This window comes from Mesorhizobium sp. GbtcB19 (genome assembly GCF_019091085.1).
Lineage (GTDB): Bacteria > Pseudomonadota > Alphaproteobacteria > Rhizobiales > Rhizobiaceae > Mesorhizobium.
Genome location: NZ_JAGXJY010000004.1, coordinates 375,970 through 401,482, shown reverse-complemented (window position 1 = coordinate 401,482; position 25,513 = coordinate 375,970). Strand labels below are relative to the sequence as shown.

The window sequence follows — 25,513 nt, the reverse complement described above, 5'->3', positions numbered from 1 at the left end:
GCACGTTCGGGTCGACTCGGTGCTGGTATAACAGGTCGATGTGGTCGGTGCGCAGCCGTTTGAGGGCGGCCTCCGCGACAGCCTTGATATGCTCCGGGCGACTGTTGGTCCCGCCGTTACGTTTGCCTGGTACCAGGTCGATGGCGAAGCCGAACTTGGTGGCGATGACGACTTTTTCCCGGATAGGTTGGAGGGCTTCGCCCACCAGCTCTTCATTGCTAAAAGGCCCGTAGGCTTCAGCGGTGTCGAAAAGGGTAACGCCGAGGTCGAAGGCACCCCGAATAATGCGAACCGCCTCCTGGTGGTCACCCGTCTGACCGTAAGTCGACGCGAAGCTCATGCAGCCAAGGCCGATCGCCGAGACTTCCAGGTCTTTTCCAATTGTGCGCTTTTTCATGTCTTTTCTCCGTTTCCTTAGTCTGCCTGCGGCAGCATGCTGGAAGCAGGCCGCGCGGCGCCGTTGCTCCTCTCGGCCGGCAGGATGAACGCTGCCGTCAGGGCGATCGCGACGATGTTCATGACGGCCGCGCCGAGCATCGCGGCATTGATCTGGTGGCCTATCGCCGCAACTCCCGAGGCGGCGGGATCGGTCGCGGAAGCGAAGACCACGATTAAGATGCTAAGACCGACCGATCCGCCAAGCTGGTGAGCGACGTTGACCACCCCCGAGGCGGCACCTTGATCGCGAGGTTCGACCCCGTGGACACCTGCGGCCGTTAGCGGCGCCATGGCGGTGCCATTGCCAATGCCGATAAGGGTCATCGGGACAGCCAACTGCCAATATGTTGCGTTGGCGCCGGCCTGGGCCAGCCAAATCAAGCCGGCCGCCATGAAGGCCAGCGCGCCCATGAGAAGGGTAGGTCCGCCCATCACTCGAGTGAGGCGTGGGATTGTCACCGCCGATCCGAATGTCAGGACGGTCATCGGCAGGAAGCCCAGTCCGGCCTGAAGGGCTGTGTATCCCAGCACCTGCTGCATGTACTGCGTCGTGAAAAAGAAGAACGACACCATCGAACCGATATAGAGCATGCGCCCGGCATAGGCGGCTGACCTTTCTCGGCTGGCGAAAAGGCGCAGCGGCAATACCGGAAAGGCGGCACGCCTCTCGAACCAAAGGAAGAAGGCCAGGACGACTACCGCTGCAACAAGGGATAGCACCGTGACTGGGGCGAGCCAGCCGTGATCCGCTGAGTTGACCAGGCCGTAGACGAGCAGGCCCATGCCAAGCGTCGAGGTGACGGCGCCGATGACGTCGAACCGACCCTGCATGCGCTCGCCATCCGGAATGACCCGGTTGATGGCGAAGAGAAGGGCGATGCCGATCGGAAGGTTGACGAGGAAGCCAATACGCCAGGACAGCAGCCCCGCAAAAATCCCGCCAAGGACCATGCCCAGACTCGCGCCGGCGCCAGCGACGACCGAGTACCACGATAGGGCACGGGTGCGTTCGCTGCCTTCGGCGAAGGTGGCAGAGATCACCGCCAGCACGCTCGGCGCCAGGATGGATGCCGCAAGCCCTTGTATGGCGCGCGCGGCGATCAGCTCGTACGATGACTGCGAGAAACCGATCACGACCGAAGCCAGCGTGAACAGGACAACGCCCAGCTGCAGGACCCGCTTCCGACCGAATGTGTCACCGAGACGAGCCGACAGCAGCAGAAAGCCGCCGAAAAACAGCAGATAGGCATTTTGCACCCACGTCTGCATGATCGGGCTCATGGCCATGGTGCGACCGATTTCCGGCATGCCCGTGTAGACGATGGAAAGATCCAGCAGAATCATCAGGTAGACGGTCAGCACGGTGGCGAGAACCGTGTTGGGAGTCGCTACTTGCCCAGATCGCAGAGTCATTGGCGTTGCTTTCATTGCCGGCGGCAAGTCCGCCATCTCGTGACAGCAACCTAGGCCCATTTCATTCATTCGATTAGATGCTAATATCGGCAAGAACCAATAAGGAGCACTAATGAATGCGGCGAGAGGACATGACTGACCTGCTCGCGCTCGTGGCCGTCGCCAGAGAGCGCAGCTTCACCCGGGCGGCCGCCCAGATGGGAGTTTCTCAGTCTGCGCTGAGCCAAACCATACGCGGGCTCGAGGACCGGCTCGGGATCAGGCTTTTGACGCGCACCACCCGCAGTGTGTCCACCACGGAAGCCGGCGAGAGGCTGATCAAGGCGGCTGCGCCGCGACTGGAAGAGATCGAGTCGGAATTGGCGGCGTTAAGCGACTTGCGGGACAAGCCCGCCGGCACGGTGCGCATTACCTGCAGCGAAAACGCAGCCGACACAGTCGTGTGGCCGAAGCTGGCCGCAGGTCTCGCCGGGTTTCCGGACATCAAGGTTGAGCTGTACATCGATCATGGCTTCACAGACATTGCTGCAGAGCGCTTCGATGCCGGCGTGCGTCTGGGAGAGAGCCTGGAAAAGGACATGATTGCCGTGCGCATCGGGCCTGACGTAAGGCTCGTGCCGGTAGGATCTGCCGGCTATTTCTCACGAACCCCCCGGCCAGAGACGCCGCAAGATCTCATCCGCCACAATTGCATCAATCTGCGCCTGGCGACGCTAGGCGGTCTTTACGCCTGGGAATTTGAGAAGGACGGCCGAGCCCAGCGCGTTCGCGTCGATGGGCAGCTGACCTTCAACACGATCAGGTCTCTGGTCACGGCTGCAATTGCTGGCTACGGCATTGCTTTCGTTCCTGAGGACAGCGTCTCCGAGCACATAGCCAAAGGCACACTTATAGAGGTACTCGGCGAGTGGTGTCCGCCCACATCTGGTTTTCACCTCTATTATCCGAGCCGGCGACAGAACTCGCCGGCGTTCCAGACCGTCGTCGACCTGCTGCGCCACCGAAAGTGATGCATCAGCCTAGAGCCGTCGTCCAAAAAGGCTGATTTTGAAAATGTGCTGGCTGTTAGCCGCGAGTCCGCTCTCGGCCCAACAGGACGCTAACCACCTCGACGTTGAGCGACGCCATGGCGGACCAGTGGATTCCTGACAGTTTGTTACGCAGACTAAGGACGCTTCGACTTTTAAGCGCGCTATTAGTTTACTAAGCAATTGAAATAATTGATTTATTAGAAAAATTTCTGGCGGAGAGAGCGGGATTCGAACCCGCGTTACGGTTTCCCGTAAACACACTTTCCAGGCGTGCGCCTTCAACCACTCGGCCACCTCTCCGTCCTTCGCATCTCGCGCGGCCGGTTTCGCCGCGCGGGTTGGGGAGATGCTCCCACGGGAAATCCTCTCCGGATCATCTGGTTGCCTTCACCCGGCGGCAACCTTTCCCTGCACCGCTAGCCGTCTAGGCAAACAGGCGCGGGGCTCATCTAGTCGATCCGAAAGCGAATGCCAAGCCATATCGGCGTCGCGGCGATTTTTGCCGCGGATGGCGCGAAGGCTGGGGTACGAAAGGGGTGACGCGTTCGAATGATGTGCACAGGCCGCTCGTTCCCGCCGGCGACGCTTGACTTCGGCTCCGGCCGCCTGTCGACTGCGCTAAATCCTTGTTTTCATGCAATCCCGGTTGGAACGGTTGCGAGCTTTCCCTGGAATTGCCGGTTCGGTTTTTGCAATTCCCGACGGAAAGCGGCTGCGCACTTTCCCGGAGTTGCTTGGGCGAAGGGGCACCGTCCTGAGATGGCATCGATCGATCATCAACCCGCGGGGCGGCCGGACAGCGGGCTTTCCTTCATCCCGGTGGGCTGGCTCGTCATCGTCATGGGCCTGTCGGCCTACGGGCTGATAGCGAATTGGCGGCTGATCGGCGACTTAAACCTGCCGGACAATGTGTTGTTCCTGATCTATGGCGGGCTTGTCGGCGGCGTCATCACCATCCTGTGGGGGTTGTATCTGCTTGGCCTTGCCTTCAACCGCTCGGCCCGCTTCCCGCGCCACTACACGATCTGGCAGATCGCGGTCATCATCTGGCTCGTCGTGCGCCAGGCTTACATATCTTTCGACTTCGCCTTCTCGGCCGAGGCGCTGGGCTTCACCGTCGCCGAGATCGCCATCGGGCTGCTCTGCATCTACCTCCTGCGCAACAGCGGCGCCGAGACGGTCTACGCCAATCCGGAGACCGAACGGCCGTCGGTCGTCGTCTCGATCCTTGCCGCGCTGCTCGGCATCATCATCGGCGGCGCGATCGGCGCTTGCGCCGGATTCTTCGCCGGCTCGCTGATCGCGGACCTGACCCATATGAGCTGCTTCGAGGGCGCCTGCGGATTTTTCGCGGCTTTCATCGGCCTGGGTGGCCTGATCGTCGGCGCCATCGCCGGCGGCATTTTCGCCGTCTGGCGCGTCAACCGGCGCCGGCCGGCGCCTGCCCGCTAATTTCACCGGATCGCGATTGCGCGGGACCTGTGCAGGCTCTATGTCGGTTGCGGGGTAGACGGGAGCTTTCCCGGGGAGAGCGTCGATGTTGCGTTTCATCTTTCGGCTGGCGGCCATGGTTGCGCTGTCGATCGCCGTGATCATGGCGGTGATCGACACGACACGCTCGGTGGCCGGCTCGTCGCTGGTGATGACGCCGCTCAACGCAAGCTGGCTGGCGGTCTCGCCCGATACCCGCGCGGCCTTCGAGACCTTCGTGCGCGCCAAGGCGAGCCCGCTGGTGTGGGACGGCATCGTCGCCTGGGTGCTGGCCCAGCCCGGTTTCGCGGTGTTCGCGGCGCTCGCCTTCCTGCTCTACGCCATCGGCTACCGGCGCAAGCGCCGCGGCGCGGAATTCGCTCCAAGTCCCTGAAGGCTCTTGTTTTGACGCAATCGCGGATGGACGGCTACGGCGAAGTCGCCGACCCCAACCGCCGGTAACCGCTTTTTCCAACAGGTCAAAATTCCACGTGAATTTTGTTTCGCGCCGTGCCAGATTGATCACGAGCGGGAGGGGCAAACACTTCCTGCCTGGCGTCGCATGCCTGCCGGAGAACCGGGCAGACAGGCGGTGCACAACGGAAAAATAACCGACAGGGTGTGGATCACATGAAACGTATCGTTCTCGGCCTCCTGGCCGCAACCGCAATGGTTCTTCCGGCTTTCGCCGCGGATGTGCAGCCGGCCATCCTCTATGATCTGGGCGGCAAGTTCGACAAATCCTTCAACGAGGCCGCCTATCACGGCGCCGAGAAATTCAAGACCGAAACCGGCGTCGCCTATGTCGAATTCGAAGTCTCCAACGCCTCGCAGCGCGAGCAGGCGCTGCGCCGCTTCGCCGAGGACGGCCGCAACCCGATCGTGATGGCCGGTTTTGCCTGGGAAGACGCCCTGAAGGCGGTCGCGAAAGATTATCCCGACCTGAAATTCGCCATCATCGACGACGCCGTCGACCTGCCCAATGTGCGCTCACTGGTGTTCAAGGAAAACGAAGGCTCCTACCTGGTCGGCATCATGGCGGCGATGGCCTCGAAGTCGAAGAAGGTCGGCTTCGTCGGCGGCATGGACATCCCGCTGATCCGCAAGTTCGAATGCGGCTATGTCGGCGGCGCCAAGTCGGCCGGCGCCACCGACGTCATCCAGAACATGACCGGCGACACGCCGGCCGCCTGGAACGACCCGGCCAAGGGCGGCGAGATCGCCAAGACGCAGATCGACCAGGGCGCGGACGTCGTCTACGCGGCGGCCGGCGGCACCGGCGTCGGCGTGCTGCAGGCCGCGGCTGATGCCGGCAAGCTCGGCGTCGGCGTCGATTCCAACCAGAACGGCCTGCAGCCCGGCAAGGTGCTGACCTCGATGCTGAAGCGCGTCGACGTTGCCGTCTACAACGCCTTCATGGATGGCAAGAACGGCACCTTCAAGGGCGGCCTCGAAAACCTCGGCCTCAAGGAAGGCGGCGTCGACTACGCCATGGACGACAACAACAAGGCGCTGGTCACCGACGAGATGAAGGCGGCGGTCGAAAAGGCCAAGGCCGACATCATCTCCGGCAAGGTCCAGGTGCACGACTACACCACGGACAATGCCTGCCCGTATTGATCGGCAAGAATCGATTTTGAAAGCCGCCGGGTGAAAGCCCGGCGGTTTTGTTTTTGGGCCTGTCGAGGTTTCGGTTATCGAAACCCAGTACATCGTGAAGGAGGTATTTTGGGCTGGGTAATCAAAAACGTTGTGGGGGGGCTTATTAGATCAGCCGTTCAAACGCTATTCCTAGGTATATGTCTGTTCTTTGGTATTGCTCCAGATCGGTGGATCGCCTCCTTGATTGGCGCGCATGCAGATTTGTTTAGGCTATGGCCGGTTCGAGTTGGCATTGTGCTTGCTGCAGTCGCAGGCTTTTGGATCGTGTACAGATTTTGGCCTAAACCGCCACCGTCACGAATCCTCCTGAAAGAAGTGCGGCCAAACACATTTCAATTCGACTGCGCCGTCGGAGTATCTTTTGAATTGCAATTAACGGACAACGTGACATTGCTCACGCCATCAAACGCTAAGGAGGGCAATTATCGACTTCTAATTAGGCAATGTGCTGACAGTACTAAAGCGGTGACGTTCGTTGGATACGAAATTGAGGTAAACTCCAAACCGCTATCATCGCTACCAGGAGCAATCAACGTTATAGAAATCGAAGTAATATCTTCGCCGAATGGATTTCGGTTTCTTGCCCACGTTGTCCGATAGGTAGCTTTTTTCTCCTACAGCTACCTGGCATTCCCCTGGGTCTATAGCGTTCCGGCGAGGTAGCCGAGCGCGAAGGCGGCAACCAGGGCAAGCGCGATCACGAAGCCAAGCCTGCCGCCAAGAGCATGCAGGCCAATGCCATAGGGCTTGCGTTGCAGTCGGTGAATGACAACCGGCGGCGGTTCCGACTCGGCCACCGTCAGGGCGGCAAGCCGGTTGTGCATCTGCGGCAATGCGGCGAGGCGTTGCGTGACCAGCTCCCAGCGATCGTCGCGCCCTTCGGATGCCGCGGGATCGAGGACGCGCAAGCGCTCGGCCAGCCGCAGCACCGTGTCGCGAAAGGCGGGATCGACCTCGAGGTCGCGCTCGGCGCGGGCGCGCTCCCGGTCGTTCATCAGGCCGAAGACATAGTCGCCGGCCCGGGCGACGCGGTCGCTTTCACTGGACATGGCCGTCTTCTCCCATGCTCCTCACCAATGCGGCGGCTTGGTCACCGGCACGTCGGGCGCCGTCTGCTCCTCCAATTCCAGGAACCGGTCGGTCAAAGCGGCGAGCTTGCGCTCCATGCGCTCGATCACCTTCCACTGTTCGGCGATCTGGCCGGACAGTTCCTCGATCGTCTTTTCCTGCTCGGCGGCGCGGATCTCCAGCGTCGTCAGCCGGTCGGCGGGCGTGTTCATCCGAAGACTCGCTCCCAGCGCATGATGCGAATTGCAGCATCGCCATATTAATGCATGTCGCCCAAAAGTGCGCAGCGGTTTTGGGGCAACGACATTGATAAGAACAACAACCTGAAGCGCGTCGCATAAACCCGTTCAGATGCGACGCGCTTTAGCGAATGTGAGCCTCCCGGCCACGTTCGAAATTGACAAGCGTGCGGGGATTTGTCGAGAGTGAACGGCCGATTGGCATAAGCGGGGCATCATGCTAGGCATTTTGACCAAGCGATAAAAAAACTAAGTGGGAACAGGCTGCATGGCGCAAGCCGCAATCGAGCTCATAGGCATCAACAAGAGCTTTGGCGCCGTGCGCGCCAACCGTGACATCAACCTGGAAGTCGCGCGCGGCACCATCCACGGCATTGTCGGCGAGAACGGCGCCGGCAAGTCGACGCTGATGTCGATCCTCTACGGCTTCTACCAGGCCGACAGCGGCGAAATCCGCGTCGGCGGCAAGCCTGTGTCGATCCACACCTCCAACGACGCCATCGCGCTCGGCATCGGCATGGTGCACCAGCACTTCATGCTGGTCGACAATTTCACCGTGCTGGAAAATGTCATCCTCGGCGCCGAAAACGATGCGCTGCTGAAGAGCAGCATCGCCAAGGCGCGCTCGGAACTCGAGCGGCTCGAGCGCGAATACGGGCTCGAGGTCGATCCCGACGCCGTCATCGAGGAACTGCCGGTCGGGCTGCAACAGCGCGTCGAAATCCTCAAGGCTCTCTATCGCGGCGCCGAGATCCTGATCCTCGACGAGCCGACCGGGGTGTTGACGCCGGCAGAGGCCGACCACCTTTTCCGCATCCTCAAGCAATTGAAGGATCAGGGAAAAACGATCGTGCTCATCACGCACAAGCTGCGTGAGATCATGGCCATCACCGACACGGTTTCGGTGATGCGCCAGGGCACGATGGTCGCCACCAGGACGACGAAGGAAACCACGGTCGGCGAACTGGCCGAACTGATGGTCGGCCGGCGCGTTCTTCTGCGGGTTGAGAAGGGCCAGTCGGAAGCCGGCGCGATAAAACTCTCGGTCAAGAACCTGACGGTGAAGGATTCGCGCGGCGTCACCATGGTCGACAACGTCTCCTTCGACGTGCGCGGCGGCGAGATCGTCGGTATCGCGGGCGTCGCCGGCAACGGCCAGTCCGAGCTGCTGGAGGCGATCTCCGGCATCAGGCACGCGGTGTCCGGCGAGGTGACGCTCGACGGCAAGCCGATCGATCTCACCGGCAAGGCCGATCCCGGCGAATTGCGCGACCGGGGCCTCGCCCATGTGCCGGAGGACCGCCACCATGTCGGGCTGGTGCTCGCTTTCGAGGAGAACGAGAATTCGATCCTCGGCTATCACGACGACGAGCGCTATCTGAAGGGGCCGTTCCTCGACATCGACGCCATCATGGCCGACGCCAAGGACAAGATCGAGAAATACGACATCCGTCCTGGCAATCCGCGCTTGAAGACAGCCAATTTCTCCGGCGGCAACCAGCAGAAGATCGTGCTGGCCAGGGAAATGGAGCAGGATCCCGGCGTGCTGATCGTCGGCCAGCCGACGCGCGGCGTCGATGTCGGCGCCATCGAATTCATCCACAAGCGGCTGATCGCCATGCGCGACCAGGGCAAGGCGGTGCTGGTGGTGTCGGTCGAGCTCGACGAGATCCGCTCGCTCTCCGACCGCATCCTGGTGATGTTTGCCGGCCGTGTCGTCGGCGAGCGCGGGCCGGAGGCGACCGAAGGCGAACTTGGCCTCTTGATGGCCGGTGTCGAACACCAGGAGGCCGCCGAATGAGCACGCCTTACGCAAAGTTGCCGGCCTGGGCCGATTATGGGTTGATTCCGTTGATCAACCTCTCCGTGGCCTTCATCGTCGCCGGCCTTGTCGTCGTGCTGGTTGGCGAGAATCCGTTTCGCGCCGCCGTCATCCTCGTCGAAGGCGCATTCGGCAAAGGCACCGGCATAGCGTTCACGCTGTTCTACGCCACGACCTTCATCTTCACCGGCCTGTCGGTGGCCGTGGCGGCGCATTGCAGCCTGTTCAACATCGGCACCGAGGGCCAGGCCTATATCGGCGGCCTCGGCATCGCGCTGGTCTGCCTGAGCCTGGACAGCACGCTGCCCTGGTGGCTGCTGTTTCCGTTTGCCATTGTCGCTTCGGCCGCGTTCGGCGCGCTCTGGGGCTTCATTCCCGCCTATCTGCAGGCCAGGCGCGGCTCGCACATCGTCATCACCACCATCATGTTCAACTTCATCGCCGCCTCGACGATGGTCTATCTGCTGGTCGGTCCGCTGAAGCCGCTCGGCTCGCAGGCGCCGCAGACGCGCAATTTCGTCGGCGGCGCTGAACTGCCGAAGCTCAACTGGGTGATCGAGCTGTTCGGCGCCAAGATCCGCTCGGCGCCGCTCAACATCTGCTTCCTGCTGGCGCTGGTCATGGCCTTCCTGGTCTGGCTTCTGATCTGGCGCACCAGGCTCGGCTACGAGATGCGCACCTATGGCCACAGCCCGAAAGCGGCGCGCTATGCCGGCATTTCGGAAACCCGCATCGTGCTGACCGCCATGATGATCTCGGGCGCGCTGGCCGGTATGATGGCGCTCAACCCGGTGATGGGCGACCAGCACAATGTCGCGATCGATTTCGTTTCGGGCGCCGGCTATGTCGGCATCGCGGTGGCGCTGATGGGCCGGCTGCATCCGGTCGGCATCGTGCTGGCGGCAATCCTGTTCGGCATGCTCTACCAGGGTGGCGCCGAGCTTTCCTTCGAGATGCCGTCGATCACCCGCGACATGATCGTCATCATCCAGGGTCTGGTGATCCTGTTCGCCGGCGCGCTGGAGCACATGTTCAGGCCCTATATCCAGGCGATTTTCGCCTCGTTCAGCCCCAAATCGGTCGGCATGGAAGCGATCAAGGGAAAGGGCGCCTGAGATGGATATCTTCATCGCCATCGTCCAGATCCTGGACTCCACCATCCGCCTGTCGGTGCCGCTGCTGCTCGCCTGCCTTGCCGGCCTCTATTCGGAGCGCGCCGGCGTGTTCGACATCGGGCTGGAAGGCAAGATGCTGGTCGGCGCCTTCGCCGGCGCCTCGGCGGCCGCGGTCTTTCACTCGGCACTGATCGGCCTCGGCATGGCGATCCTGATGTCGATCGCCTTCGCCATGGTGCATGGCTTCGCCTCGATCACGCATCGCGGCAACCAGATCGTTTCCGGCGTGGCGATCAATTTCATCGCCGCCGGCTCGACCATCATGCTCGGTCAGGCCTGGTTTCAGCAGGGCGGGCGCACTCCGGCGCTGCAGCCGGGCGAACGGTTCGAGGCGATCATCTGGCCCGGCGCCGACGCGGTCAGGGATGTGCCGATCATCGGCCCGATCTATGCCGAGCTGATCTCCGGTCATTCCATCCTGGTCTACATCGCCTTCCTGATGGTGCCGTTCACCTGGTGGGTGCTCTATCGCACCCGCTTCGGCCTCAGGATGCGCGCGGTCGGCGAAAATCCGGCCGCCGTCGATACAGCCGGCATCTCGGTCGCCTGGTTGCGTTACCGCGCGCTCATCTGCACCGGCATCCTCACCGGCATTGCCGGCGCCTATCTCTCGATGGTGCAAAATGGCGGCTTCGTGAAGGATATGACGGCGGGCAAGGGCTATATCGCGCTGGCGGCGCTGATCTTCGCCAAATGGAAGCCGGTCAACGCCATGTTCGCCTGTCTCTTGTTCGGCTTCCTCGACGCGGCGTCCATTCGCCTGCAGGGTTCGCCGCTGCCGCTCATCGGCAAGGTGCCCGCGCAATTCATGCAGGCGCTGCCCTATGTGCTGACCGTGATCCTGCTCGCGGGCTTCATCGGCAAAGCGATTCCGCCGCGCGCCGGCGGCGTGCCTTATGTCAAGGAACGCTGAGGCGGGATTTCGCCCGGCGCGACCGGCATTTGAACAAGATCGTGGGAGAGAACAACCGGATGTCGCATGATCTGTTCGAGGCGGCGAAGACGGCGATGGCCAAGGCCTATGCGCCCTATTCGAAATTCCCGGTGGGTGCAGCACTTCGCACCGAGGACGGGCGCGTCTTCACCGGCGCCAACATCGAGGTGGCGTCCTACCCTGAAGGCTGGTGCGCCGAAACGACGGCGCTCGGCCACTACATCATGGGCGGCGGCGGCAGGATCGTGGAGATCGCGGTGATTGCCGAACGCATGGCCAAATGCTCGCCCTGCGGCGGCTGCCGGCAGCGGCTGGCGGAATTCTGCCGGCCGGACACCAAGCTTTATCTGTGCGACAACACCGGCGTGGCCGAGACGGTGACCATGGGCGACATGCTGCCTTACGGCTTCAGAGGCGACATCTTGAAATGATGGAAGCGCTGGATCATCTGGTCGAGAAGCTGGACGGGCTGGCGCCCACGGCGGCGCTCGTGCTGGGCTCGGGCCTCGGCGGGCTGGTCGACCAGGTCAAGGATGCCAGGCGCATCGCCTATGCCGAGCTGCCGGGCTTTCCGCGCAGCGGCGTTTCCGGCCATGCCGGCGATGTGGTTGCCGGGCATTTCGCCGGCACGCCGGTACTGATGCTGTCCGGCCGCGCGCATTATTACGAGCATGGCAATGCCGCGGCGATGCGTCCGGCGCTCGAAGTGCTTGCCGGCATCGGCGTCTCGCATTTGATCCTGACCAATGCCGCCGGCTCGGTCGATCCCGAGATGGGACCTGGGTCGGTGATGCTGATCACCGACCACATCAACTTCTCCGGCTCCAATCCTTTGATCGGCGAGCCGAGCGACCGCCGCTTCGTCGGCCTCACCGAGGCCTATGATGCCGGCCTGCGCGGCGCGATCGAAAAGGCGGCGAAGGCGACCGGCACGGCGCTGCATCAGGGCGTCTACATGTGGTTCTCCGGGCCATGCTTCGAGACGCCGGCCGAGATCCGCATGGCGCGCGTCATGGGCGCCAATGCGGTCGGCATGTCGACGGTGCCGGAAGTCATCCTCGCCCGTTTCCTCGGGCTCAAGGTCGCCGCCTGCTCGGTCATCACCAATCTGGCGGCCGGAATGACGGGAGCAGAGCTTTCGCACCAGGAAACCAAGGACATGGCGCCGATCGGCGGCGCGCGGCTGGCGACGGTCCTGCGGCGCGTCTTCCAGGACGGTCTGCCCGACTGATGCTGCCGCAGGAGATCATCCGCCGCAAGCGCGACGGCCACAGGCTCTCGACCGACGAGATCGCTGCCTTCGTCAAAGGGTTGACGGCCGGCACCATCTCCGAGGGCCAGGTCGGCGCTTTCGCCATGGCCGTGTTTCTCAACGGCATGAGCCGCGAGGAAGCGGTGGCGCTGACCATCGCCATGCGCGATTCCGGCGATGTGCTCGACTGGTCCGATCTGCCGGGCCCGGTCACCGACAAGCATTCGACGGGCGGCGTCGGCGACAATGTCTCGCTGATGCTGGCGCCGATCGTCGCCGCCTGTGGCGCCTATGTGCCGATGATCTCCGGCCGCGGCCTCGGTCACACCGGCGGAACGCTGGACAAGATGGATGCCATTCCGGGCTATGCGAGCCAGCCGGACGTGGCGCTTTTCCGCAAGACGGTGCTCGAGACCGGCTGCGCCATCATCGGCCAGACCGCTGACCTCGCGCCCGCCGATCGCCGGCTCTACGCGATCCGCGACGTCACCGGCACGGTCGAATCGATCCCGCTGATCACCGCCTCGATCCTGTCTAAGAAGCTTGCCGCCGGGCTCGGCTCGCTGGTGCTCGACGTCAAGGTCGGCAGCGGCGCCTTCATGGAAAAGTCGCGCGACGCGGTCGCCTTGGCGAACAGCCTGGTCGAGGTCGCCAATGGCGCCGGTTTGAACGCATCCGCGCTGGTGACCGGCATGAACGAGCCGCTGGCTTCGGCAGCCGGCAACGCGGTCGAGGTGAAGAATGCCGTCGATTTCCTCACCGGCCGTTTTCGCGATCGGCGGCTGGAGGATGTGACGCTGGCGCTGGCCGCCGAGATGCTGCAGTCGGCTGGGCTGGTCTCGTCCAACCAGGATGGCATCAGGCGCGCCACAGAGGCGCTTGCCGGCGGCCGGGCCGCCGCCGTCTTCGCGCGTATGGTGGCAGCACTTGGCGGTCCAGGCGATTTCATCGAGAACCCGGAAAATTATCTGCCGACGGCGCCGGTCGAACTGGCTGTGACGGCGGGACAGGACGGATTCGTGACCGGCATTGCCACGCGCGATATCGGGCTTGCCGTCGTCACGCTCGGCGGCGGGCGTTCCCATCCGGACGACAAGATCGATCATGCCGTCGGTTTGACCCGGCTGCTGCCGGTCGGCGCCGAGGCGCGTTCGGGCGAGGCGCTGGCGCTGGTGCATGCCCGCACCGACGCGGAGGCTGAAGCGGCTGCCGCCGCCGTGCGTGCCGCCTATACGATCGGAGTTTCCAAGCCGCCCGCCGAGAAGACGGTGCTCAGGCGGATATTGCCTCGGTAAAGCCGGTTACTGCACCAGCAGCAGCGCGCCGTCCTGGACCTGGTATTTCTGCAGACGCTGCAGGAAGCTCATGCCGATCAGATTGGTCTGCAGCGCCCTGTCGTCGAGGACCATCGCCTGGACGTTGTCGACGGCGATCTTGCCGATCTGCAGATGGTCGAGCGACACCACTGCGGCCTTGATGGCGCCGTTGGCGGTGTTCACCTGATGATTGAAATCGGACGGGTTGAGCGAGATGCCGATCCTGCGCGCCGTCGAGGTGTTGATGGCGACCAGCGTCGCGCCGGTGTCGATCATGCCGTCGACCTGGCGGCCGTTGAGCTTGAACTGCGATGTGAAGTGGCCGCGGGCGTCGGCATTGACCAGCACCTGTCGGCCAAGCGGCAACGGCGCCGCCGGCTTGTCCGGGACTGAAGCGAGATTGACCTGAGGCTGCGCTTCCGGCGCCGCCGGCTGCGAGGCGACGGTCGATTGCAGCATGCCGTCCACCAGATGCGGATTCGCCTGGTAAAGGATCGGAATCGAAGCCGAGGTTCCGGCAAAAATGCCAAGGATGAGAAGCTTGCGCAGCATGGATGACGCCCCTAGGTCCAGGGTGCATCCTTAGATCGACATGGTGTTTTCCGCTTTAACGCGTGCCGGAACCGCGCCTTTGCGTAAACGCTTGGTAAACGGATGCGCTCACTTGGTCCCGTACATGCGGTCGCCGGCGTCGCCGAGGCCGGGCATGATATAGCCCTTGTCGTTCAGCTGGCGGTCGATCGAGGCGGTGAAGATCGGCACATCCGGATGCGCCTTGGTGAAACGCTCGATGCCTTCCGGGGCGGCCAGGAGGCAGAGGAAGCGGATGTTGGTGGCGCCGCGCCCCTTCAGCTTGTCGATGGCGGCGATCGCCGAATTGGCGGTCGCCAACATCGGATCGACGACGATCACCAGCCGGTCGGCAAGATCGCTCGGCGCCTTGAAGAAATATTCGACCGCTTCCAGCGTGTCATGGTCGCGGTAGAGGCCGATATGGGCGACACGCGCCGCCGGCACCAGGTCGAGCAAGCCTTCGAGCAGGCCGTTGCCGGCGCGCAGCACCGAGGCGAAGACCAGCTTCTTGCCCTCCAGCGTCGGCGCCTCCATCTCCTCGATCGGCGTCTCGATCATGGTGGTGGTCAGTTCGAGATTGCGGGTCACCTCATAGCCGAGCAGCAATGAGATTTCGCGCAGCAGCCGCCGGAAGCCGGCCGTCGAGGTCTCCTTCTTGCGCATGATGGTCAGCTTGTGCTGGACAAGCGGGTGGTCGACGACGGTGACGCCCTGCATGATGTGCTCCGACTGGTTCGCAGTGGGTGGTAGTCAGTAGTGAGTAGTGAATAGTGAGCCGATTTGCGAGTCCTCGCCCGGGGAAAGCTCCGGCCTTCAACTGCTCTATGCGCGCTCGGCCAAATCCATGACTACTGACTACCGACTACTCCCCACCCACTCACCGCACCTTCGCGTCCAGCCGGCCTAGCAGCATCACCTTGGTCTTCCTGTCGACGAAGGCCGCTTCGATGGCCGTTCTGGTGATCGCGGTGAGCGCCTTGTCGGTCATGGCGAAATGCTCGGCGGCGATATCGTATTCGCGCTTCAGCGAGGTCCAGAAATAGGGCGGGTCGTCGGAGTTGAGCGTCACCTTGCAGCCGGCGGCGCGCAGCGTCGGAAAGGGATGGTCGGCGAAGCTGTCGAACACTTTCAGCGCGATGTTGGAGCCCGGGCAGCATTCCAGCACCACGCCCTGGTCGGCGATGCGGCGCACGAGGTCCGGGTTCTCGATGGCGCGCACGCCATGGCCGATGCGTGAGGGGCGGATGTGGTCAAGGGCCGCCTTGACGCTTTCCCAGCCCATCAGCTCGCCGGCATGGATGGTGATGCCGAGGCCGGCTTCCCGCGCGATCTCGAAGGCGCGGACATAATCCTCGAAATCGCCCATGCGCTCGTCGCCGGCGACGCCGAAACCGGTCACCAGCGGATGGCCGCAGCGGGCGGCGAAGCGCGCCGCCTGCTCGATCGCCTCGACCCCGACATGGCGCACGCCGGTGACGATCATGCGGCCCTCGATGCCGGTCTTGGCCTTGGCGCGGGCCATGCCTTCGCCAAGTGCGTCGGTATAGGCTTTCGGCGACAGGCCGGCCTTTTTGGCATGGTCAGGCGAGGTGAAGACTTCGGAATAGATGGCGCCGTCGCGAGCGAGGCTGGTCAGGTAATGGTCGGCGAGGCGCGCATAATCCTCTTCGGTGCGGAACAGGTCGGAGGCGAAATCGTAGGCGGCGAGAAACGAGGTGAAATCGTGCCAGACGAAGGACCCGTCGTGGATGTAGGGCGAAGGATCCTTGCCATATTTGCGGGCTTGGGCGACGACGAGCTCGGGCGCCGCCGCCCCTTCGATGTGGCAGTGCAATTCGGCTTTCAAAATCATGCGGTCATCCTGTCCGGTATGCTGCTCGCGCGCAGATTCTGGCCGAAAAATCATGCGAGACCTTTCCCGGCCGGGTTTTGAAAGCGCGGCCGAAAACCGCGCCTTGGACAATAGCGTCGGCACCATCGATCGGCTATGGTCCCGCCGGTTTTATGACGGATCAAAATAATGTCAGTTGAGAGAACCACCGCCGCAGGCGGCATGGAAACCTCCTATGGTTTCAGGAAGGTGGAGGAGGGCGAGAAGCAGCCGCTCGTCAACGACGTCTTCCACAAGGTGGCCAATCGATACGACCTGATGAACGATCTGATGTCGGCCGGGTTGCATCGCTTGTGGAAGGACGCGATGGTCGCCTGGCTGAACCCGCCGAAGCGGCCCGGCTGGAAGGTGCTCGACGTCGCCGGCGGCACCGGCGATATTGCCTTCCGCATCGTCGAGGCAAGTCAGCGCCAGGCCCATGCGACGGTGCTCGACATCAATGGCTCGATGCTGGCCGTCGGCCGCGACCGCGCCGAGAAGCTGGGCCTTGCGGCAAACACCGATTTCGTCGAGGCCAATGCCGAAGAGCTGCCGTTCGCGGACGATAGCTTCGATGCCTATACGATCGCCTTCGGCATCCGCAACGTGCCGCGCATCGAGGTCGCCCTTGCCGAAGCCTATCGGGTGCTGAAGCGGGGCGGGCGGCTGCTCTGCCTCGAATTCTCCGAAGTCGAGATGCCGCTGCTCGACAAGGTCTACGAGGCCTGGTCGTTCAACGCGATTCCCCGGATCGGCAAGGCGGTCACCGGCGATGGCGAGCCCTATTCCTATCTCGTCGAATCCATCCGCAAGTTCCCCAACCAGCAGAATTTCGCGGCCATGATCACCCGCGCCGACTTCGACCGCGTCACCTTCCGCAACTATTCGGGTGGCATTGCCGCCCTTCATTCGGGCTGGAAGCTTTGAGGCAGGATCCTTTGAAGCAGGCCCCTTTGACCAAGGCCCTTTTGAATCAGGACGGACAATGAGCAGCGTCGCCGCCGCCTTCAGGCTCGCCAGGGCCGGCTGGGTGCTGGTTCGCGAGGGCGTCGTCGCGGCGCTGCCGGGCGAAGAACTCTCCGGCATGCCGAAATTCGGCTGGCAGGTGGCGCGGCTTTTCACCCGCCGCCGGGCGCTGAGCTATCAGCGTGGCGACAGGCTGGCGCGCGCGGTGGTGCGGCTCGGGCCGTCCTACGTCAAGCTCGGCCAGTTCCTGGCGACGCGTCCCGATGTCGTCGGCAACGACATGGCGCTCGACCTGGCGCTGCTGCAGGACAAGATGCACACCTTCCCGAAGGCGGAAGCGGTGCATGCGATCGAAGCCTCGCTCGGGCGCAGAATAGACGATCTCTATTCCAGCTTTGGGGATCCCGTTGCCGCCGCCTCGATCGCGCAGGTGCACGGCGCAGACGTCGCTCGTGAGGGAGCGACGTCGCGGGTGGCGGTGAAAGTCATCCGGCCCGGCGTGCGCCATCGCTTCTTCCAGGATCTCGAAAGCTATTTCCTCGCCGCCCACTTGCAGGAGAAATACATCCCCTCGTCACGCCGCTTGCGCCCGGTCGAGGTGACCCAGACGCTGGCGCAGACCACCAGGATCGAGATGGATCTGAGGCTCGAGGCGGCCGCGCTTTCGGAGCTTGGCGAGAACACCAAGGACGACCCGGGTTTTCGTGTGCCGGCCGTAGACTGGGAGCGGACGGGCCGCGACGTGCTCACCATGGAGTGGATCGACGGCGTCAAGATGAACGACATCGCCGGCCTTGCCACCGCCGGTCACGATCTCAAGGCGATTGCCGCCAACCTGATCCAGTCGTTCCTGCGCCACACGCTGCGCGACGGTTTCTTCCATGCCGACATGCATCCGGGGAACCTGTTCGTCGAGGCCAGCGGCACCATCGTCGCGGTCGATCTCGGCATCGCCGGCCGGCTCGGCAAGAAGGAGCGGCGTTTCCTCGCCGAGATCCTCTACGGCTTCATCGTGCGCGACTATCAACGCGTCGCCGAGGTGCATTTCGAGGCGGGCTACGTGCCGCGCCAGCACAATGTGTCGGCCTTCGCGCAGGCCATCCGCGCCATCGGCGAGCCGATCCACGGCCAGTCGGCCGAGACGATCTCGATGGCGAAGCTGTTGACGCTGCTGTTCGAGGTCACCGAGCTCTTCGACATGGCGGCCCGGCCGGAACTGATACTGCTGCAGAAGACCATGGTCGTGGTCGAGGGGGTGGCGCGCACGCTCGATCCCGCCTTCAACATGTGGAAGACGGCGGAGCCGGTGGTCGGCGACTGGATCGCCGGCAATCTCGGCCCGCGCGGGTTGCTCACCGACGCACGCGACGGCGCCAAGGCATTGTTGACGCTGGCAAGGCAGGCGCCGGACCTCGCAGCCCGGACGGATCGGCTGTCGCGCGAGATCGACCTGATGGCGGAGAACGGCCTGCGCTTCGACGAAGCGACCGCGCGCGCCATCGGCAAGGCCGAAGCGCGCCACACCCGCTCCGGCCGCGTGGCGCTGTGGGTGATCGCGCTGACCTTGATCTACATCGCGTGGAAGCTGCTCTGAGCGCCATTCGGCTTGCTGTCATTTGATTGCATTGCTATCATTGCAAGCGCGTTCCTGAAAGCGAGTGCAATCACATGGCCAGCATCACGATCCGCAATCTCGATGACGAGGTCAAGGACCTGCTGCGGCAGCTCGCCGCCGAAAATGGTTGCTCGATGGAGGAGCAAGCGCGGGCGATGATCCGCGCCGCGGTCGAAGGCAGGGCAGGGCAGGCCGACCGCATCGGCCAGATCGAGGAGGCGCTGCGTGCGCTGAAAGGTTCGAAGGAGCAGGCAACGACGGTTGTCGCCGCTTCCGGCAAGCGGGTCCCGCGAGGCTCGCTCTCCGGCAAGCGCATCCTGCTCATCATCGGCGGCGGCATCGCCGCCTACAAGGCGCTCGACCTGATCCGGCGGCTGCGTGAACGCGGCGCGTCGGTGCGGGTGGTCATGACGGCGGCCGCGCAGGAATTCGTCACCACGCTGTCGGTCGGCGCGCTGTCGGCCGATCATGTTTTCACCGAGCTGTTCGACCGCAATGACGAGCACGATGTCGGCCATATAAGGCTGTCGCGCGAGGCGGACCTGCTGGTCGTGGCGCCGGCTACGGCCGACCTGATGGCGAAGCTCGCCAACGGTCATGCCAACGACCTTGCCTCGACGGTGCTGCTGGCCACCGACAAGAAGGTGCTGATGGCACCGGCGATGAACCCGAAAATGTGGGCGCACGCCGCCACGCGGCGCAACCGCGCCGCACTGCAGAAGGACGGCATCGCCTTTGTCGGCCCCGCCAAGGGCGAAATGGCGGAGAGCAACGAGGCGGGTGAGGGGCGCATGGCCGAGCCGCTCGAGATCGTCGCCGCGATCGAGGCGATGCTCGACGAGAAGCCGAGGCCACTGGCCGGCCGCAGGATCATCGTCACCTCTGGGCCGACGCATGAGCCGATCGACCCGGTGCGCTACATCGCCAACCGCTCGTCGGGCAAGCAGGGCCATGCCATCGCGGCCGCGCTGGCGAAGCTCGGCGCCGATGTGCGGCTCGTCTCCGGCCCGGTCACCGTCGCCGATCCGGCAGGTGTCGCGACCACCCATGTCGAAACAGCCGCGCAGATGAAACAGGCGGTGGAGAGCCTGCTGCCGGCGGATGCCGCTGTGTTCGTCGCGGCGGTCGCCGATTGGCGCACGGCCAACGCCGCTGGCGAGAAGATCAAGAAGGTGGCGGGCGAGGGGCCGCCTTCGCTGCAGATGGTCGAGAATCCGGACATCCTTGCCGGCATCGGCCATCACAGCCAGCGGCCGGGCCTCGTCGTCGGCTTCGCCGCCGAGACGCAGGACCTCATCGCCAATGCCGAGGCCAAGCTGAGGAAGAAGGGCGCCGACTTCATCGTCGCCAACGACGTCTCGCATGAGAGCGGCATCGGTCCGTCCGGCGTGATGGGCGGCGACCGCAACAAGGTGCGCATCGTCTCCAGGACCGGCGTCGAGGAATGGCCGGAGATGGGCAAGGACGAGGTGGCGGCGCGGCTCGCCGCGCTGATTGCCGAGCGGCTGCGGACCATTGTCGTCTGAGCGGCAGAGCCGGCACACGCGCTCGCGTGCCGGACGCTCTTCGATGATCTCACTCCGCGGCGATGCTAGGGACACTCGTGTTCGCGACAAGCCCGGCTTCGATCGCCTCGCCAATGATCTTGAGCCCGAGGTCCAGTTCTTCCTCGGAGATCGTCAGCGGCGGGGCGATACGGAAGACGCCGCCCATGCCGGGAAGCTTGACGATGTTCATGCTCAGCCCGCGCCGAAAGGCTTCCGCCGCAATCGCGGCGCCGAGTTGGTGATCGGGAACCCGGTCCTTGCGGTCCTTCACGATCTCGACGCCGAGCAGCAGGCCGCGGCCGCGCACGTCACCAACGCAGTCGTAGCGCTGTTTCAGCCGCGACAGGCCGTCGAACAGTTGGGCGCCGAGACGCTGGGCGCGCTCGACCAACTTTTCCTCTTCCACCACGTCAAGCACCGCGAGGCCGACGGCCGCCGGCAGCGGATCGGAGACATGAGTTGTGTAGAAGAGAAAACCTTTCGCGTGCGCTTGCTCCTCGATCTCGGCCGTCGTCATGACGGCCGAGAGCGGCAGGCCGGCGCCGATCGTCTTGGAAAGCGTCAGGATATCCGGGGTGACGCCGTCCCGCTGGAAGGCGAACATATGGCCGGTGCGACCGATGCCGGTCTGTGCTTCGTCGAGGATGAGCAGCATGCCGCGCTCGCGGCATTTCTTCTGGAGCGCGGCGAGATAGCCTTGCGGCAGTTCCAATATGCCGCCGCTCGACAGGATCGGCTCGGCGACGAAGGCGGCGAGATTACCCGTCGACTGGCTGTCGACCAGATCGAATGCATCGTCGAGCTCGGTCTGCCAGTCCAGCGAGCCGTCGGTATGCCTGAAGCGCGGCCGGAAGCTGTTCGGCGCGGGGATGGCGAGCGAGCCGACGGCGGCCGGCCCATAGCCCTTGCGGCCGGCGCTGTAGGTTGCCGAAGCGGCGACACCGGTCATGCCGTGCCAGCTCTTCGAAAAGGCGACGATCTCATGCTTGCCGGTGACAAGCTTGGCCATGCGGATCGCGGCTTCGTTCGATTCCGCGCCCGTCGACAGCAGCAGCACCCGGTCGAGCCCCGGCGCCAGCGCCGCGAGGCGCTCGGCAAGCTCGACGACGGGACGCGACAGCATGCCGCTGAACAGATGCGCGACCTTTTCGACCTGGCGGCTTACCGTCGAAACGATGCGGGGATGGGAATGCCCAAGCAGCGCGCTCATCTGACCGGAGGTGAAATCGAGGATCGGCCGGTCGTCGGCGTCATAGACGAACGATCCCGCCGCGCGCTCGATAATCGCGGGCTCGAAGCTGCCGCCATAGCGGATCAGATGGTTTCGCGCCGCATTCCAGAAAGCCTGGTCCAGGTTCTTCGACATCGTCCAACTCCATCAAGGCGTCAGGCAACACATAGCGGCTGGCAGGTGTGCAGTAAAATTGATAGTAATCGGATCCGGATATCAACGGATTTGATATGCTAGATCTCAAGCTGTTGTCGACATTCGTGCGTGCCGCGCATTCTGGCACGCTGAGCGCCGTGGCGGTGCAGGTCGGGCGCACGCAATCCGCCGTGACCATGCAGATCCAGCGGCTGGAGGAGGCGCTTGGCCAGAGCCTGTTTCACCGCAGCGGCAGCGGTGTGCGGCTGACCGGCAACGGCGAACGATTTCTGGCCTATGCCGAGCGCATCCTCAAAATCCACGATGAGGCGATCTCGGCGTTTTCCAAGAAGGGCCTGCATGGCTCGATCATCTTCGGCAGCCCCGAGGATTACCTGAGCGCGTTCTTCCCCGCGCTCTTGAAGAGTTTCGGTACCATGTATCCCGACGTCGAGATCAAGGTGGTCTCGGCGCCGACGGTCGAATTGCGCACGCTTCTGCATGGGCGCCAGATCGACCTGGCGCTCGTTTCGACGCCCGATCCAAGCGACGCGGCGGATGTCGTGCGCAGGGAGGCGCTGGTCTGGGTGGGCAGCAGACCCGCGCTGGAACTCTATGATTTCGGCGACACCGTGCCGCTGGCTTTGGCTGCGTCGAACGCCATCGACCATAAGGGTGCTTGCGAGGCCATGACCCGCGCCGGGCTGCGCTACAAGATAGCCTATGCCAGCAACAGCCTTGCCGGGCTGATCGCCGTCGCGCGATCGGGTCTGGCGATCAGCGTGATGGCGGAGGAGGCCGTGCCTCCCGATCTCAATATCCTCGGCGCCCCGCTTCCCGCCTTGCCCGGCCTCGGCATCCTGGTCGCCTTCGCCGAGGCCGAACGATCGCCGGCGGTCGAGGCATTTGCCGGCCATATCCGGAAGGTTCTTCCGTCGCTTTGAGAGTCTGCCGCCTTGCAGCTTCTCGATCAGTTCCGGGCCTGGAGCGTCAGCCCGCGGCGAATTGTGGCCGGTTCGCCCTCGAAGATATCCTGAGTGCCGCAAGGCAGCCGACGATCCCGAGCGGCACGAAAGCCAGGAACAGCCAGCCGGCGACGCTCGCGGCCGCCTCCCGGCTCAGGCCATCGGAGAAGCCACAGGCATTGGCGATAATGCCGGCAATGGCGGCGCCCACCGCATAGCCGATGCGCTGCATCGTCGGCACGGCGGCGGAGGCGATGGTCTGCTCGCCCTCTCGGGCCGAGGCAACGATGACGCGCGTCAGGAATGGCCAGGAGACGCCGAAGCCGCCGCCCTGCAGAAGGGCGCAGAGCAGGATCAGCGGGATCGAACCGGTCGGGATCGTGTAGGCGAAACCGGCGAGGCCGGCGGCGATCATCAGCGCGCCGACGACGATGATCAGCCTCTCGCGCTCCAGCGGCGCATTGGCGACGGCGATCGACAGGATCGACCAGGCGATCGATTCGGCGGCGATGATGTAGCCTGTCGTCAGGATCGGGATGCCGTGCAGCGTGGTCAGCAGCAACGGCCCGTAAATGGCGAAGGTGCAGGTTGCCACCGAGAAGGCAGCCACCATGGTCATGCCGCTGCCGAGCGCGGAATTCCAGGAAAAAAGTTGCGAGGGAAACAGGCGCGAGCGCGGCTTCAGCGCATCGACACGGAAGAACAGCGCGAGGCCGGCCAGACCGAGCAATATGAACAGCGATGAGCGCAGCAAGGCAATGTCGACGCCCGCCGCGGCGATCAGCACGACGCTGACGGCAAGGCAGCCGAGTGCCAGGAAAGGAAAGGACGGCGTCGGGCCGGCGCTGGCCTGCGGCCGCTTCGCCTGTAGCGTGCCGAGCACGGCGAAGCTTGCAAGCGCCATGGCCGCGCCGCCAAGCGTGAAGACGCCGAAGGCCCAGCGCCAGGACAAGAAGTCGACCATGATTGCGCCGAGCATCGGACCGCTGAAAGCGGCGACACCCCAGATCGCCGAGATGATGCCGAAAAGCTGCGGCCAGATGTTGCGCGGGAAGAGGCGCTCGACCGAGACGAATGCGAGCGAGACGAGCGCACCGCCGCCCAGGCCTTCGATCAGCCGCCCGGTAAGGAAGACCGGCATCGATGGCGCGGTGGCACAGACCAGCGCGCCGGCAGCATAAAGAAGGGCCGCGGCCATCATGTTGGTGCGCAGGGCGACGAAGCTGACCAGCCGGCCGGCGGCGGCACCCGCGACGATGGCGCCGAGTTCGTATACGGCCAGCGACCAGCCGACGAACTGCACGCCGGCAATATCGCCGACCATCGCCGGCATGACCGTTGCGATCATCGTCTCATTGGTGGCATGGAGCAGGATGCCGAGGCTGATGAAGCAGAAGCGCGCCAGGTCGCCATTTGCCCACAGCGCGCGCCAATCTATCTTATCGCCGCCTGCCTTGTTGCCGCTTGCTGCCGTCACGTCGATCTCCTGCTCACGATTCGCAGCCTCATCCGCATTGCGAATGGGCGCCAGATCCAGTTCGGCAGGGCTTGTAGAACCTCAAGTGCGGTTGAGCTCAAGAGGCTTTTTCGCGAATGTTCGCGGCCGGGCGCGGTGATGGCGCGGCCCAATCGATCCTGGACGGAAAGTTCAGTTCGCCGTGCTGCGCAGCTGGAACTGGCTGACGCCGATGGCGATGTTGAGGCCGGTCTGGGTCTGGACGCTGAGCGGCTGCAGGGTGAAGGCATTGCCGGTGCCGCCGACCAGAAGGTTGGCGCCGGCGCCGACCGCGGCGGTCACTTCGGCGCTGGCGCCGACATAGTCTCCGGCAAGCGCGCCCGGGGCATAGATGTTGTTCATGGGCGTCAGCACCAGCCAGCGCATCACGCTCTGGCTGGTGGTGCCGATGTCGAGACCATATTTGTTGACGGCGCCGAAATAGGCTTCGGGCGCGAAGCTCTTGTCGGCAGGCGTGAAGGTGCAGCTCAAATCCTTGCTGGAGCCGAAGACGAAGCCGGTGCCGCCGCCAATGGCGCAGTCGAGAACGCCGAGCTCGATCCCGCCGGTCTCCGCTCGAGCCTGCCCGGCCAGTGCAACGATCGCGGTCGCGGCGGCGGCGATGATCCTCGACATATGTCCCCCTCTTCTTTTGACGCAATTCCGGACGGAAAACCGTGTCACACTTTTCCTGGAATTGCTCAAAAGAATGCGGCCCGGAACGACTACAATGTCCTGTTCCGGGCCGCGCGTATAGGGGAGCGTATGTCGTCGTTAGCCGCTCTACGCCTTACTTGTAGGAGTGGACCAGATCCAGCGACGCCACGGCGACGGCCAGGTTGACGCCGGTCTGCGCCTGGACGCTGAGCGGCTCCAGCATGAAGGCGCCGTCGAGGCCGCCGACCAGGAGGTTGGCGCCACCGCCGGTCACGACGGAGGCCTCGGCGTTGACGCCGTAATAGCTGCCGGCGAGGTCGCCCGCTTCATGATGGCGCGTCGCGGCGAGCACCGCCCAGACGAGCTGGCCCTGATGCGTCTGGCCGAGATCGACGCCGAGCTTGGAGATCATGCCGGTATACTGCTCGGCTGGACCGTGGTGATACGGGCGGAAGGTGCAAGAGACCCCCTTGTTCGAGGTGATGACATAGCCGACGCCGCCGTCGATGGTGCAATCGAGCGTGCCGAGCCGGAGCGTGCCGGCGCTGACCGGAGAAGCGAGGACCGTGGCGGCAAGCGCGGCAGCGGCACAGGCAAGGGATTTGATCATTGGAAAGGTCCTTTCGCGAAAATCTTTGC

The 25,513-nt window shown here is 63.9% G+C and carries 25 protein-coding genes and 1 tRNA gene; 14 read left to right on the top strand and 12 right to left on the bottom strand.

What is annotated here, in order from left to right; genetic code table 11:
• Together KVT37_RS10900 and KVT37_RS10895 are read right to left on the bottom strand one after the other, a co-directional pair.
• The coding region (locus KVT37_RS10900; RefSeq protein ID WP_217572547.1) for an aldo/keto reductase at nt 1-397 on the bottom strand (397 nt) is incomplete at its 3' end.
• 17 nt (nt 398-414) lie between these two features.
• Complete coding sequence (locus KVT37_RS10895) at nt 415-1,800, bottom strand: MFS transporter (protein WP_217572545.1); 1,386 nt, start codon at nt 1,798-1,800, stop codon at nt 415-417.
• Between the two features lie 167 nt (nt 1,801-1,967).
• On the opposite strand from KVT37_RS10895, the gene KVT37_RS10890 reads away from it, so the two are divergent.
• Nucleotides 1,968-2,861 (top strand): LysR substrate-binding domain-containing protein, encoded by an 894-nt coding sequence (locus KVT37_RS10890; RefSeq protein WP_217572543.1) that lies wholly within the window; start codon nt 1,968-1,970, stop codon nt 2,859-2,861.
• Nucleotides 2,862-3,092: 231 nt separating this feature from the next.
• Here the strand turns inward: KVT37_RS10890 and KVT37_RS10885 are convergent.
• Nucleotides 3,093-3,182 (bottom strand) — tRNA-Ser (locus tag KVT37_RS10885).
• A 459-nt stretch (nt 3,183-3,641) separates the two neighbouring features.
• Here KVT37_RS10885 and KVT37_RS10880 point away from each other — a divergent pair.
• The 3 genes from KVT37_RS10880 to KVT37_RS10870 all read left to right on the top strand — a co-directional run bounded on the left by KVT37_RS10880 (nt 3,642) and on the right by KVT37_RS10870 (nt 5,972).
• Nucleotides 3,642-4,334 carry a DUF2569 family protein gene (locus KVT37_RS10880; protein WP_217572541.1) on the top strand — a complete coding sequence of 231 codons (693 nt, stop codon included), beginning with the start codon at nt 3,642-3,644 and terminating at the stop codon, nt 4,332-4,334.
• An 85-nt stretch (nt 4,335-4,419) separates the two neighbouring features.
• Nucleotides 4,420-4,746: a hypothetical protein gene (locus tag KVT37_RS10875; protein WP_217572539.1), complete on the top strand. Its 327-nt coding sequence runs from the start codon at nt 4,420-4,422 to the stop codon at nt 4,744-4,746.
• Nucleotides 4,747-4,982: 236 nt separating this feature from the next.
• The gene (locus tag KVT37_RS10870; protein WP_217572537.1) at nt 4,983-5,972 is read left to right on the top strand and encodes a BMP family protein; all 990 of its coding nucleotides are present in this window, start codon (nt 4,983-4,985) and stop codon (nt 5,970-5,972) included.
• Nucleotides 5,973-6,655: 683 nt separating this feature from the next.
• Here KVT37_RS10870 and KVT37_RS10865 read toward each other — a convergent pair.
• Both KVT37_RS10865 and KVT37_RS10860 read right to left on the bottom strand, forming a co-directional pair.
• On the bottom strand, nt 6,656-7,063 hold the full coding sequence (locus KVT37_RS10865; protein WP_217572535.1) for a hypothetical protein: 408 nt from the start codon (nt 7,061-7,063) through the stop codon (nt 6,656-6,658).
• 21 nt (nt 7,064-7,084) lie between these two features.
• Entirely contained in the window at nt 7,085-7,294 is a 210-nt protein-coding gene (locus KVT37_RS10860) for a SlyX family protein (protein WP_112096518.1), read from the bottom strand.
• A gap of 295 nt (nt 7,295-7,589) precedes the next feature.
• Between KVT37_RS10860 and KVT37_RS10855 the strand changes: the two genes are divergently transcribed.
• The 6 genes from KVT37_RS10855 to deoA are packed head-to-tail and all read left to right on the top strand — an operon-like array spanning nt 7,590 to nt 13,799.
• Nucleotides 7,590-9,122: an ABC transporter ATP-binding protein gene (locus KVT37_RS10855; protein ID WP_217572533.1), complete on the top strand. Its 1,533-nt coding sequence runs from the start codon at nt 7,590-7,592 to the stop codon at nt 9,120-9,122.
• The gene (locus KVT37_RS10850) at nt 9,119-10,258 is read left to right on the top strand and encodes an ABC transporter permease (protein ID WP_217572531.1); all 1,140 of its coding nucleotides are present in this window, start codon (nt 9,119-9,121) and stop codon (nt 10,256-10,258) included. The genes KVT37_RS10855 and KVT37_RS10850 overlap by 4 nt, the downstream gene beginning before the upstream one ends.
• Nucleotide 10,259: 1 nt before the next feature.
• Complete coding sequence (locus KVT37_RS10845) at nt 10,260-11,231, top strand: ABC transporter permease (protein ID WP_217572529.1); 972 nt, start codon at nt 10,260-10,262, stop codon at nt 11,229-11,231.
• Nucleotides 11,232-11,290: 59 nt separating this feature from the next.
• Nucleotides 11,291-11,683 carry a cytidine deaminase gene (gene cdd, locus KVT37_RS10840; protein ID WP_217572527.1) on the top strand — a complete coding sequence of 131 codons (393 nt, stop codon included), beginning with the start codon at nt 11,291-11,293 and terminating at the stop codon, nt 11,681-11,683.
• Nucleotides 11,680-12,483 carry a purine-nucleoside phosphorylase gene (locus KVT37_RS10835; RefSeq protein WP_217572525.1) on the top strand — a complete coding sequence of 268 codons (804 nt, stop codon included), beginning with the start codon at nt 11,680-11,682 and terminating at the stop codon, nt 12,481-12,483. Before cdd ends, KVT37_RS10835 begins: the two co-directional genes overlap by 4 nt.
• Nucleotides 12,483-13,799: a thymidine phosphorylase gene (deoA, locus tag KVT37_RS10830; protein ID WP_217572523.1), complete on the top strand. Its 1,317-nt coding sequence runs from the start codon at nt 12,483-12,485 to the stop codon at nt 13,797-13,799. Before KVT37_RS10835 ends, deoA begins: the two co-directional genes overlap by 1 nt.
• 6 nt (nt 13,800-13,805) lie before the next feature.
• On the opposite strand, the gene KVT37_RS10825 is transcribed toward deoA, so the two are convergent.
• From KVT37_RS10825 to KVT37_RS10815, 3 genes are all read right to left on the bottom strand, one after another.
• Nucleotides 13,806-14,372, bottom strand: coding sequence for a TIGR02281 family clan AA aspartic protease (locus KVT37_RS10825; RefSeq protein ID WP_217572521.1), 567 nt, complete (start codon nt 14,370-14,372; stop codon nt 13,806-13,808).
• Between the two features lie 108 nt (nt 14,373-14,480).
• The gene (gene upp / locus KVT37_RS10820) at nt 14,481-15,110 is read right to left on the bottom strand and encodes a uracil phosphoribosyltransferase (protein WP_112096510.1); all 630 of its coding nucleotides are present in this window, start codon (nt 15,108-15,110) and stop codon (nt 14,481-14,483) included.
• Between the two features lie 160 nt (nt 15,111-15,270).
• Nucleotides 15,271-16,245, bottom strand: coding sequence for an adenosine deaminase (locus KVT37_RS10815; protein ID WP_217572518.1), 975 nt, complete (start codon nt 16,243-16,245; stop codon nt 15,271-15,273).
• A gap of 168 nt (nt 16,246-16,413) precedes the next feature.
• Between KVT37_RS10815 and ubiE the strand changes: the two genes are divergently transcribed.
• The 3 genes from ubiE (at nt 16,414) to coaBC (ending at nt 20,370) form a co-directional block, all read left to right on the top strand.
• Nucleotides 16,414-17,190 carry a bifunctional demethylmenaquinone methyltransferase/2-methoxy-6-polyprenyl-1,4-benzoquinol methylase UbiE gene (gene ubiE / locus KVT37_RS10810; protein WP_217572514.1) on the top strand — a complete coding sequence of 259 codons (777 nt, stop codon included), beginning with the start codon at nt 16,414-16,416 and terminating at the stop codon, nt 17,188-17,190.
• 58 nt (nt 17,191-17,248) lie between these two features.
• Nucleotides 17,249-18,823 carry a 2-polyprenylphenol 6-hydroxylase gene (ubiB, locus tag KVT37_RS10805; RefSeq protein ID WP_217572513.1) on the top strand — a complete coding sequence of 525 codons (1,575 nt, stop codon included), beginning with the start codon at nt 17,249-17,251 and terminating at the stop codon, nt 18,821-18,823.
• 74 nt (nt 18,824-18,897) lie between these two features.
• On the top strand, nt 18,898-20,370 hold the full coding sequence (coaBC, locus tag KVT37_RS10800; RefSeq protein WP_217572512.1) for a bifunctional phosphopantothenoylcysteine decarboxylase/phosphopantothenate--cysteine ligase CoaBC: 1,473 nt from the start codon (nt 18,898-18,900) through the stop codon (nt 20,368-20,370).
• Between the two features lie 49 nt (nt 20,371-20,419).
• On the opposite strand, the gene KVT37_RS10795 is transcribed toward coaBC, so the two are convergent.
• Nucleotides 20,420-21,757 (bottom strand): aspartate aminotransferase family protein, encoded by a 1,338-nt coding sequence (locus tag KVT37_RS10795; protein WP_217572511.1) that lies wholly within the window; start codon nt 21,755-21,757, stop codon nt 20,420-20,422.
• A 95-nt stretch (nt 21,758-21,852) separates the two neighbouring features.
• On the opposite strand from KVT37_RS10795, the gene KVT37_RS10790 reads away from it, so the two are divergent.
• Nucleotides 21,853-22,701 (top strand): LysR family transcriptional regulator, encoded by an 849-nt coding sequence (locus tag KVT37_RS10790; RefSeq protein ID WP_217572509.1) that lies wholly within the window; start codon nt 21,853-21,855, stop codon nt 22,699-22,701.
• A gap of 46 nt (nt 22,702-22,747) precedes the next feature.
• Here the strand turns inward: KVT37_RS10790 and KVT37_RS10785 are convergent, their stop codons facing one another.
• The 3 genes from KVT37_RS10785 to KVT37_RS10775 form a co-directional block, all read right to left on the bottom strand.
• Complete coding sequence (locus tag KVT37_RS10785) at nt 22,748-24,199, bottom strand: MFS transporter (RefSeq protein ID WP_217572507.1); 1,452 nt, start codon at nt 24,197-24,199, stop codon at nt 22,748-22,750.
• Between the two features lie 171 nt (nt 24,200-24,370).
• Nucleotides 24,371-24,853: a DUF992 domain-containing protein gene (locus tag KVT37_RS10780; RefSeq protein WP_217572505.1), complete on the bottom strand. Its 483-nt coding sequence runs from the start codon at nt 24,851-24,853 to the stop codon at nt 24,371-24,373.
• Between the two features lie 154 nt (nt 24,854-25,007).
• Nucleotides 25,008-25,484, bottom strand: coding sequence for a DUF992 domain-containing protein (locus tag KVT37_RS10775; protein ID WP_127303991.1), 477 nt, complete (start codon nt 25,482-25,484; stop codon nt 25,008-25,010).
• Nucleotides 25,485-25,513 lie beyond the last annotated feature (29 nt).